The 9,397-nt window shown below is 73.4% G+C and carries 11 protein-coding genes; all 11 read left to right on the forward strand.

Annotated features, from left to right (window positions below; genetic code table 11):
* Window positions 1–113 precede the first annotated feature (113 nt).
* The 11 genes from OG470_RS13205 (at window position 114) to rdgB (ending at window position 9,369) form a co-directional block, all read left to right on the forward strand.
* The gene (locus tag OG470_RS13205) at window positions 114–1,664 is read left to right on the forward strand and encodes a hypothetical protein (RefSeq protein WP_328424111.1); all 1,551 of its coding nucleotides are present in this window, start codon (window positions 114–116) and stop codon (window positions 1,662–1,664) included.
* Window positions 1,665–1,812: 148 nt separating this feature from the next.
* The gene (gene clpS, locus OG470_RS13210; RefSeq protein ID WP_088946433.1) at window positions 1,813–2,103 is read left to right on the forward strand and encodes an ATP-dependent Clp protease adapter ClpS; all 291 of its coding nucleotides are present in this window, start codon (window positions 1,813–1,815) and stop codon (window positions 2,101–2,103) included.
* 2 nt (window positions 2,104–2,105) lie between these two features.
* A complete protein-coding gene (locus tag OG470_RS13215; RefSeq protein ID WP_172899170.1) occupies window positions 2,106–2,600 on the forward strand; it encodes a DUF2017 domain-containing protein in 495 nt (164 codons plus the stop codon).
* A 52-nt stretch (window positions 2,601–2,652) separates the two neighbouring features.
* Complete coding sequence (locus OG470_RS13220) at window positions 2,653–3,141, forward strand: M67 family metallopeptidase (protein WP_328424113.1); 489 nt, start codon at window positions 2,653–2,655, stop codon at window positions 3,139–3,141.
* A 66-nt stretch (window positions 3,142–3,207) separates the two neighbouring features.
* Window positions 3,208–3,594, forward strand: a complete 387-nt coding sequence (locus tag OG470_RS13225) for a MoaD family protein (protein WP_328424115.1) — start codon at window positions 3,208–3,210, stop codon at window positions 3,592–3,594.
* Window positions 3,595–3,605: 11 nt separating this feature from the next.
* The gene (locus OG470_RS13230; protein ID WP_328424117.1) at window positions 3,606–4,571 is read left to right on the forward strand and encodes a PLP-dependent cysteine synthase family protein; all 966 of its coding nucleotides are present in this window, start codon (window positions 3,606–3,608) and stop codon (window positions 4,569–4,571) included.
* A gap of 224 nt (window positions 4,572–4,795) precedes the next feature.
* The gene (locus OG470_RS13235) at window positions 4,796–5,539 is read left to right on the forward strand and encodes an MBL fold metallo-hydrolase (RefSeq protein WP_328424119.1); all 744 of its coding nucleotides are present in this window, start codon (window positions 4,796–4,798) and stop codon (window positions 5,537–5,539) included.
* Between the two features lie 110 nt (window positions 5,540–5,649).
* Window positions 5,650–6,795: a glycosyltransferase family 4 protein gene (locus OG470_RS13240; RefSeq protein WP_328424121.1), complete on the forward strand. Its 1,146-nt coding sequence runs from the start codon at window positions 5,650–5,652 to the stop codon at window positions 6,793–6,795.
* A complete protein-coding gene (locus tag OG470_RS13245) occupies window positions 6,792–7,961 on the forward strand; it encodes a glycosyltransferase (protein WP_328424124.1) in 1,170 nt (389 codons plus the stop codon). The genes OG470_RS13240 and OG470_RS13245 overlap by 4 nt, the downstream gene beginning before the upstream one ends.
* Window positions 7,962–7,970: 9 nt before the next feature.
* Complete coding sequence (gene rph, locus OG470_RS13250; RefSeq protein ID WP_328424126.1) at window positions 7,971–8,699, forward strand: ribonuclease PH; 729 nt, start codon at window positions 7,971–7,973, stop codon at window positions 8,697–8,699.
* 52 nt (window positions 8,700–8,751) lie between these two features.
* Window positions 8,752–9,369 (forward strand): RdgB/HAM1 family non-canonical purine NTP pyrophosphatase, encoded by a 618-nt coding sequence (gene rdgB, locus OG470_RS13255; protein WP_328424128.1) that lies wholly within the window; start codon window positions 8,752–8,754, stop codon window positions 9,367–9,369.
* Window positions 9,370–9,397: the final 28 nt, after the last annotated feature.

The following is a 9,397-nucleotide window of genomic DNA, read 5'->3' on the forward strand; positions in this document are numbered from 1 at the left end:
GTGTAGTGTTCCGTCCGGTCATCGGGCCGCCCGTACTGTTCCGATATACGGGTACTGTCACCGGATTTTCAACGCGACCGGCGCGCCGGTCGCCTGCCCTGGGAGGCCACCTGATGAAGCAGGGCCCTCTCCCCTCGGTCGACTCGTCGGACGACATGGCCGGCTCAGTCGAGCTGCCGCGCGGCGGCCCGCTGCCCACCCAGGTCGGGGTGACCGGCCCCGCTCCGGAGGAGCCGCTCGGCGTGGTCGCCGTCGGCCCGGCCGGCGCCGAGCGGCGCGCGGTGCTCGCCACCCTGCTCGGGCTCGACCCGGTCATGCTCACCGTGCCGGCGGGCAGTTGGCTGGTGGTGCGGCACGCCAAGGAGCCCACCCGTGCGGCGTACGTGCCGGGCTACCGCCAGCCGCACTCGTACGGCGCGGACCGGGACGCGGCCGGCCCGGCGCTGGCCCGCCCGCCCCGGCGTGTCGAGTTGAGCGTGCCGGAGCCGCTGTTGCGGCACTTCACCCTGATCGACACGCCGGACAGCGGCACGCTCGGCGTGGCCGGGGGTCGGGTGCTGCTCGACGCGGTTGGCCGGGCCGGCGCGCTGCTCTTCGTGATCGCGGCCGACCAGGCGTTCACCGCCGCGGAGTTGAACCTGCTCGCCGAGGTGGCCCCCGCCCCGGTGAAGGTCGTCTTCGCGGTCACCCCCGGCGCGGCGGGCTGGGCGCCGGTGCCCGACGGCGCGGCGACGACGGAGGACGCGGGGGCGTCCGTCCCGCCGGCCGGCGGTTTGCCCGGCGAGGTCGACCCGGTCGCGGTGACCGTGGAGGCGCACCGGGCGGTGCTGCTGGCCGCGGTGCCCTCGCTGGCCGGAGCGCGGTGGTTCCCGGTCGCCGACGCCGACACCGCTGCGGATTTGCGCCGGGCGCTGGTGGGTTGGTCGGCCGACGAGGGGTTGCATCGGGCCAGCGTGGATCCGCCGGTGCTGCCGGGCCAGCACGACCGGGTGGCCGTGGTCGCTGACCCGGGGGACTGGTCCGAGCAGCTTGACCGGCAGACCCGCTCCTGCGCCCAGCGGATCCGCCAGCACCTCGCGCTGGAGTTGGCGAACACCCACCTGCGGGTGGTTCAGGAGATCGTCTTCGGGGTCGGCTGCGCCGGCCTGCCCGAGCTGCTGGACCGGGAGATGGCCGCGTTGTCGCTGTTGGCCACCGCCCAGTGCGACCACGCGGTGCGGGGCATCGTGGCCGATGCCGCGGCCCGGGTGCTCGGCGCTCCGCTGGCCGAGGGCGTGCGGCGCCGGATCGCCACGGCCGTGCAGTACGGCCTGGCTGACCACCGGCATGGTCGCGACCTGGACCGGGTGTTGCTGATCACCAGCACGGCCGGGGTGGCCAATCTGACCGGCCCGGAGGCGATCGACGCGCTGTCCGGCTATCCGGCGGCGTCCCGCGACGAGGTGTTCCCGCCGGTCGCGGTGGCGCTCTCCGGCGGGTGCTGGCAGACGTGGCGCACTCCCGGCAACGACGACCGCAACGCCGCGCGGGCGTGGTCCCAGCGGGCGCTGTGGGAGGTTGAGCTGGGGTTGTCCCGGGAGATCTCCCGACGGTTCGAGGTGATCCGCCTCTCGCTGGGCGCGGTGCTCTCCGATGCAGTCGACCACGGCATCCTGCTCGCCTGACGGCGTGGCTGCCCCCCGACCCGGGTCGGTACCACACCTCCCGTTCGGCGACGTCCAGGGCGGGTCCGGGGCGGCCGGAGTGGGCGATCCTCGCCGGGCCGGCGTTCCGGTTCCTCGGTTCCGGGAAACCGGTGGCACGATGGGGGGCATGGCGGCTCCGCAGGTTGCACCGGTCGAGACGCCGGACACTGACGAGGTGCCGGCGTCTGACCGGCAATGGGTGACGATCGTGTGGGACGACCCGGTCAACCTGATGACGTACGTGACCTGGGTCTTCCAGAAGCTTTTCGGCTACAGCCGGGAGAGGGCCGAGCAGCTCATGCTGGACGTGCACCACAAGGGCCGGGCCGTGGTCTCCACCGGCGCCCGGGAACGCATGGAGCACGACGCGTCGCAGCTGCACGCGTATGGGCTGTGGGCGACGGTGGACCGCTCGTGAGCATGTTCCGTCGCCAGGCCGGCCGCTACGTCGCCACCTTCGCCGTCGACGAGGTGCGGGTGCTGCGCAAGGTCGCCTCCGAGGTGGTCGGCCTGCTCACCGACGGCTTCGACCACACCGACCCGGTTGTCGGCCGGCTCTTCCCGGCGGTCTACCCGGAGGACGCGGCCGGCTCCGCCGAGTTCCGCCGTTACACCGAGGGCGACCTGAAGACCGCGAAGATCGACCAGGCCGGGGCGATCCTGGCGGCGCTGCCCGACGAGGCCGGCGGCGAGGTGCGGCTGGACGCCGAGGCGGCCGAGGCGTGGCTGCGGGCGCTGAACGACGCCCGGCTGGCGATGGGCGTCCGGCTGGAGATCAAGGACGGCACGGACCTGGGCGAGGAGTTGGACGACGCGGTGGCCGAGGACCCGGCCTCCAGCCGGGTGTTCCAGCTGTCGGTCTACGCGTACCTGGGATATCTGCAGGAGTCGCTGCTCAACGCCTTGATCGACTAGCGGTGACCGGCACCACTTCGGCCCGTGCCCGGCAGGCGTTAGGCTGGAACACGTGCTGAGCATCGACCGGTCGATCATCGACGCGATCGTCGCCCACGCGCGCCGGGACCACCCCGACGAGGCGTGCGGCGTGGTCGCCGGTCCCGTCGGCAGCGACACCCCGACCCGGCACATCCCGATGGACAATGCCGCGCGGTCGATGACCTTCTACGAGTTCGACTCGATGGAGCACCTGCGGGTGTGGCGGGAGATGGACGACCGGGACGAGGAGCCCGTGGTCATCTACCACTCGCACACCGCCACCGAGGCGTACCCCTCGCGGACGGACGTCTCCTTCGCCGGTGAGCCGGGCGCGCACTACCTGCTCGTCTCGACCCGCGAGCCCGACTCGGAGGAGATCCGGTCGTTCCGGATCGTCGACGGTGTGGTCGCCGAGGAGCCGGTCCGGATCGTGGAGGCCGGGGTCGACCCGCATGCCGTCCAGTCCTACATGTTCGGGCAGAGCCCGGCGACGGTCGACTACGAGTGTTCCGGCCGCTGACCCGTCAGCAGCCGCACCCGTTTCGTCCCGTCACCGTAGGCACACCTGAACGAGGAGCACGACATCATGGCCATTGAGGTTCGCATCCCCACCATCCTGCGCAGCTACACCGGCGGCGCCAAGGTCGTCGAAGGCGCCGGCGACACCCTGAGCGACCTGCTCGCCGATCTGGACTCCCGGCACGGCGGGCTGCGGGGCCGGCTGGTCACCGAGGCCGGCACGCTGCACCGCTTCGTCAACGTCTACGTCAACGACGAGGACGTCCGCTTCCTCGGCGCGCTGGACGCCAAGCTCGCCGATGGCGACAGCGTCACCATCCTGCCGGCCGTGGCCGGCGGCGCGTTCGGCTTCGCCGCGGCAGCGGCGATCAGCCAGCACAGCGCCGCGGCGGCGGCGATCAGTCAGCACAGCGCCGCGGCTGCGGTGGCTCGCGGCGCCGTCGCTGCCCGCTGAGGGCGGTCGCCATGGCGCGGTACGACAGCCTGCTCGACGCCTGCGGGGGCACGCCGCTGGTCGGCCTGCCCCGGCTCTCCCCGACGGTGCCCGACGGGGCGCCTCCGGTGCGGCTCTGGGCCAAGCTGGAGGACCGGAACCCGACCGGCAGCATCAAGGACCGCGCGGCGCTGTTCATGGTCCGCGCCGCGGAGGAGTCCGGCCGGCTCCGGACGGGTGACACCATCCTGGAGCCGACCAGTGGCAACACCGGCATCTCGCTGGCCATGGTGGCCAAGCTGCGCGGCTACCGGCTGGTCTGCGTGATGCCGGAGAACGTCTCCACCGAGCGGGTCCAGCTGCTCCGGATGTACGGGGCTGAGATCATTTTCTCGCCGGCGCCGGGTGGCTCCAACCAGGCCGTCGCCACGGCCAAGCAGATCGCCGCCGAGCACCCGGACTGGGTGATGCTCTACCAGTACGGCAACGAGGCGAACGCCCGGGCGCACTACGAGACGACCGGCCCGGAACTGCTGCACGACCTGCCCACCATCACGCACTTCGTGGCCGGGCTGGGCACCACCGGCACCCTGATGGGCACCGGGCGCTACCTGCGGGAGAAGGTCGACGGCATCCAGGTCGTGGCCGCCGAGCCGCGCTACGGCGAGGTGGTCTACGGCCTGCGCAACATCGACGAGGGGTACGTGCCGGAGCTCTACGACGCCTCGGTGCTCTCCCGGCGCTTCTCGGTGGGCACCCGGGACGCGGTGCTGCGCACCCGGCAGCTCGTCGACGTGGAGGGCATCTTCGCCGGCTTCTCCACTGGCGCCATCCTGCACGCCGCGCTCGCGGTGGCGCATGAGGCGGTCCGCGACGGTCGCCGTGCCGACGTGGCCTTCGTGGTCTGCGACGGCGGCTGGAAGTACCTGTCCACCGGCGCGTACGGCGGGACGCTGGCCGACGCCGAGGACGCCCTGGAGGGCCAGCTCTGGGCCTGAACAATCCGGTCGGTTTGTACGGGCCGTCGACGCTCGCGTCGGCGGCCCGCACGCTGTCCACAGCCTCGTGAACAGGTGTCACGTTCGTGACAACTTCCAAAGGATGATTCTTGCTGCCGGGTACCCCGGCGTAGGCTGCGCAGCGTGGCGCACGCGTCGGTAGAGATCACGGCCTGGACGATGGCCGACACGGATGCTACTGACAGTGACAGCGAGACGACTCGATGCGACTGACCGTTCTGGGTTGCGCCGGGAGCTTCCCCGGCCCCGAGTCGCCGTGTTCGGCCTACCTCGTCGAGGCGGACGGCTTCCGGCTCCTGGTCGACTTCGGCTCAGGTTCGCTGTCCAGCCTCCAGCGGTACGCGGGGCTGCACGCCCCGGACGCGATCCTGCTGACCCACCTGCACTGCGACCACATCCTCGACGCCGTGTCGTACGTGGTGGTCCGCCGGTACGCCCCGGACGGCCCCCGCCCGGCGCTGCCGGTGTACGCGCCCTCCGGCGCACCGGACCGGCTCAGTGCCGCCTACGGCGACGACGGCACCGTGGAGGACGTCTACCAGTTCTACGCCCTCCAACCGGGCACCTTCCCGATCGGGCCGTTCACGGTCACCGTCGACCGGGTCAACCACCCCGTCGAGACGTACGGCGTGCGGCTGGAGCACGGCGGCCGATCGCTCTGCTACTCCTCGGACACCGCGCCCTGCGACGCGCTGCTGCGGCTGGCCCAGAACGCCGACGTCTTCCTGTGCGAGGCCAGCTACCTCGACGGCGCGGACAATCCGCCGGATCTGCACCTCACCGGCCGGGAGGCTGGTGAGACGGCGACCAAGGCCGTGGTGGGCAGGCTGCTGCTCACCCACCTGGTGGCCGCCTGGGGCAGCGAGGCGCACACGCTGGAGTCGGCCGCCGGTGCGTACACCGGGCCGCTCGAGGTGGTCCGGGCCGGCGCCAGCTACGACGTCTGACCCACCGCGTCCCGGTCTTCCGGGTCGGCCAGCGGTCTTGTGCCGTACTGTTCGCCAGCCGGTCAGCGGACGGTCGTCTGGCGCACCCGTGGCACCCGCACGGTGTGGGCATGCGGATCGCCATCGTGACCGAGTCGTTCCCGCCGGACGTGAACGGCGTCGCGCACTCCGTGGTGCGGACGGCGGAACACCTGCTCGCCCGGGGCCACGAGCCGGTCGTCATCGCGCCCGCCCCGTCCGGGGCCGGCCGGCAGGACACCGACGGGTTGCCGTACCCGGTGGTGCGCATCCCCAGCGTGCCGTTGCCCCGATACCAGGGGTTCCGGCTGGGCGTGCCGACCACCACCCGGCTGGCCGGGGCGCTGCTGTCGGCCGAGCCAGATGTGGTCCACCTGGCGAGTCCGTTCATCCTCGGCGCTCGGGCGGCCACACTGGCCAGCCGGCACCGGCTGCCCACGGTGGCGGTCTACCAGACCGACGTCGCGGCCTACGCCCGGGCGTACCGGGTGGGCTGGGGTGAGGCGGCAGCCTGGCGTCGGCTTCGGGAGATTCACAACTCGGCGCAGCGCACCCTCGCCCCGTCCACCCGGGCCGCGGCCGACCTGATCGCCAACGGGGTACAGCGGATCTGGCTGTGGCGCCGGGGCGTCGACGCCGTCCGGTTCGACCCGGCCAAGCGCTGCGCGGCGCTGCGCCACCAGTTGGCCCCCGGCGGGGAACTGCTGGTCGGCTACGTCGGCCGGCTGGCCCCGGAGAAGCGGGTGGAGCTGCTGGCGGCGACCTCCCGGCTGCCGGGCGTACGGGTGGTGGTGGCCGGCGACGGCCCGGCCCGCCGCCAACTGGCGCGGGCGCTGCCCGGGGTGAACTTCCTGGGGGTGCAGCACGGCGAGGACCTCGCTCGGCTCTACGCCAGCCTGGACCTGTTCGTGCACACGGGTCCGCACGAGACCTTCGGCCAGACCCTCCAGGAGGCGTTGGCCTCCGGCGTGCCGGTGGTGGCGCCGGCCAGCGGCGGGCCGGTCGACCTGGTCGACCCGGGGGTGACCGGGCTGCTGGTGCCGCCGAACGACGGGGACGCGCTCGCGGACGCGGTGGCCGAGTTGGCCGCCGACGCCGACCGGCGGCGGGCGTACGGGCTGGCCGCCCGGGCCGCCGTGGGCCGGCGTAGCTGGGCCGCGGTCGGCGACGAGCTGATCGGCCACTATCACGCCGTACGGGCCGGGGCCGCCACCGTCGGCCTGCCAGCCGCGTCGTGACCGGGACCGCCGGTGGGCTGCGGATCGTGCGGCTCGCCAACTTCGTGACCGCGCGCTCCGGCGGCCTGCGCACCGCGCTGCGGCATCTCGGCGAGGGCTACCGGGCGGCCGGGCACGATCCGGTGCTGGTGATACCCGGCCCACGGGCCACCGACGAGAGGCACCCGTGGGGTCGGGTCGTCACTCTGCCCGGGCCGGAGCTGCCCGGCAGCGGCGGCTACCGGCTGCTCGCCGGTCGGCGCCGGTTGGCCCGGGTGCTCGCCGAGTTGGCGCCGGACCGGTTGGAGGTCTCCGACCGGTCGTCGCTGCGCTGGACGGGGAGTTGGGCGAAGGCGCACGGGGTGCCGTCGGTGATGGTCTCGCACGAGTCGCTGACCGGGCTGCTCGGCCAGTGGGGCGTGCCGGACGCGCTGCGCCGACCGACCGCCGACCTGCTCAACCGGGCGACCAGCCGGGCGTACGACCGGATCGTGTGCACCACCCGCTGGGCGGCCGAGGAGTTCGACCGGATTGGCGCGGACAACGTGGACCTGGTGCCGCTCGGGGTGGACCTGGACACCTTTCGTCCGGACCGGGCCGACCCGCGGCTGCGTGAGCGCTACGCCGACCCGACCGAGCTGTTGCTGGTGCACTGCGCCCGGCTGTCCCCGGAGAAACGCCCCGAGCTGGCCGTGCGGGCGCTGGCCGAGCTGCGCCGGGCCGGCGTGCCGGCGGTGCTGGTGATGGCCGGGGACGGCCCGCTGCGCACCGCGCTGGCCCGCCGCGCCGCCGACCTGCCGGTCACGTTCACCGGCTTCCTGCCCGACCGCGCCGCGGTGGCCGCGCTGCTCGCCAGCGCGGACGTGGTGCTGGCACCCGGCCCGGTGGAGACCTTCGGCCTGGCCGGGCTGGAGGCGCTGGCCTGTGGCACCCCGGTGGTGGTCAACGCGGCCAGCGCGCTGCCCGAGGTGGTCGGGACGGCGGGGCTGGCCGCGTACGGCTCGGGGGCGTCGGTGGCCGCGGCGGTGACCCGGCTGGCGGCCCGGCCGGAGGCGGAGCGGCGGCGGGCTGCCCGGGCCCGGGCCGAGGAGTTCGGCTGGCCGGCGGCCGTCGCCGGATTCCTCCGGGTGCACGGCGCGGAGTCCGGTCGGGGCACCCCGGGGCAGGGAGATCACCGCACCACATAGGGTGCAGGCATGGCGCGACCTGACGGGCGAGGGCCCGATCAACTTCGACCGGTGACCCTGACCCGAGGCTGGAGCACCCATCCGGAGGGCTCGGTGCTCGTCGAGTTCGGCGGCACCCGGGTGCTCTGCACGGCGAGCGTCACCGAGGGGGTGCCCCGCTGGCGCAAGGGCTCCGGGCTCGGCTGGGTGACCGCCGAGTACGCGATGCTGCCCCGGGCCACCAACACCCGCTCCGACCGGGAGAGCGTCAAGGGTCGGGTCGGTGGCCGGACCCATGAGATCTCCCGGCTGATCGGCCGCAGCCTGCGTGCCTGCATCGACCTGAAGGCGCTGGGCGAGAACTCGGTGGTGCTCGACTGCGACGTGCTCCAGGCCGACGGCGGCACCCGGACCGCCGCGATCACCGGCGCGTACGTGGCGCTGCACGACGCGGTGGACTGGCTGGCCGCCCGCAAGGCGTTGGCCGGGAAGCCGGAGAAGGTGATGCACCGCTCGGTGGCTGCGGTCAGCGTGGGGATCATCGCCGGCGAGGCGCGGCTCGACCTCTGCTACGAGGAGGACGTGGCCGCCGAGGTGGACATGAACGTGGTCTGCACCGGTGCGGGCGACTTCGTGGAGGTGCAGGGCACCGGCGAGGCGGGCGTGTTCGCCCGGGAGCAGCTCGACGCCCTGCTCGACCTGGCCGTCGCCGGCTGCGCGGACCTGGCCGAAGCCCAGCGGAAGGCCCTCGGCTCGTGAGCGCGAGGAGTGAGCTTGCGAGCCCCGTAGCCGCGAACAAAGGTGATCTCTCATGAACAAGGTCCTGCTCGCCACGCGCAACCGCAAGAAGCTGGTGGAACTCCAGCGGATCCTGGACGGCGCGCTCGGCGCGCACCGGATCGCCCTGCTCGGGCTGGATGACGTCGAGCAGTACCCGGAGCTGCCAGAGACCGGCCTGACCTTCGGCGAGAACGCGCTGATCAAGGCGCGGGAGGGCTGCCGGCGTACCGGGCTGCCGACCATCGCCGACGATTCCGGGCTGGCGGTGGACGCGCTCAACGGGATGCCGGGTGTGTTCAGCGCCCGGTGGTCCGGCCAGCACGGCGACGACCGTGCCAACCTCCAGTTGGTGCTGGATCAGATCGCCGACGTGCCCGACGAGGAGCGAGCCGCCTCTTTCGTCTGCACGGTGGCGCTGGTGCTGCCCGGTGGCAAGGAGCACCTGGTCGACGGCCGGCAGTCCGGGCGGGTGCTGCGCGCCCCGCGTGGCGATGGAGGGTTCGGCTACGACCCGATCTTCCTGGGCGACGGGCAGGACCGGACCAACGCCGAGCTGACCCCGGAGCAGAAGGACGCGATCAGCCACCGCGGCAAGGCGCTGCGCGAGCTGGCCAAGCTGGTCGCCAAGGTGCTGCCGCCCGCCGCCTGACCCGCAGCGGACGACAGCGACCCCGCAG

The organism is Micromonospora sp. NBC_00389 (genome assembly GCF_036059255.1).
Classification (GTDB): Bacteria; Actinomycetota; Actinomycetes; order Mycobacteriales; family Micromonosporaceae; genus Micromonospora.

What these genes read in the sequence shown, in the direction of transcription:
- OG470_RS13205 (WP_328424111.1), top strand. Translation starts at nt 114, where the DNA reads ATGAAGCAGGGCCCTCTCCCCTCGGTCGACTCGTCGGACGACATGGCC.
- clpS (WP_088946433.1), top strand. Translation starts at nt 1,813, where the DNA reads ATGGCGGCTCCGCAGGTTGCACCGGTCGAGACGCCGGACACTGACGAG.
- OG470_RS13215 (WP_172899170.1), top strand. Translation starts at nt 2,106, where the DNA reads ATGTTCCGTCGCCAGGCCGGCCGCTACGTCGCCACCTTCGCCGTCGAC.
- OG470_RS13225 (WP_328424115.1), top strand. Translation starts at nt 3,208, where the DNA reads ATGGCCATTGAGGTTCGCATCCCCACCATCCTGCGCAGCTACACCGGC.
- OG470_RS13230 (WP_328424117.1), top strand. Translation starts at nt 3,606, where the DNA reads ATGGCGCGGTACGACAGCCTGCTCGACGCCTGCGGGGGCACGCCGCTG.
- OG470_RS13235 (WP_328424119.1), top strand. Translation starts at nt 4,796, where the DNA reads ATGCGACTGACCGTTCTGGGTTGCGCCGGGAGCTTCCCCGGCCCCGAG.
- OG470_RS13240 (WP_328424121.1), top strand. Translation starts at nt 5,650, where the DNA reads ATGCGGATCGCCATCGTGACCGAGTCGTTCCCGCCGGACGTGAACGGC.
- rph (WP_328424126.1), top strand. Translation starts at nt 7,971, where the DNA reads ATGGCGCGACCTGACGGGCGAGGGCCCGATCAACTTCGACCGGTGACC.
- rdgB (WP_328424128.1), top strand. Translation starts at nt 8,752, where the DNA reads ATGAACAAGGTCCTGCTCGCCACGCGCAACCGCAAGAAGCTGGTGGAA.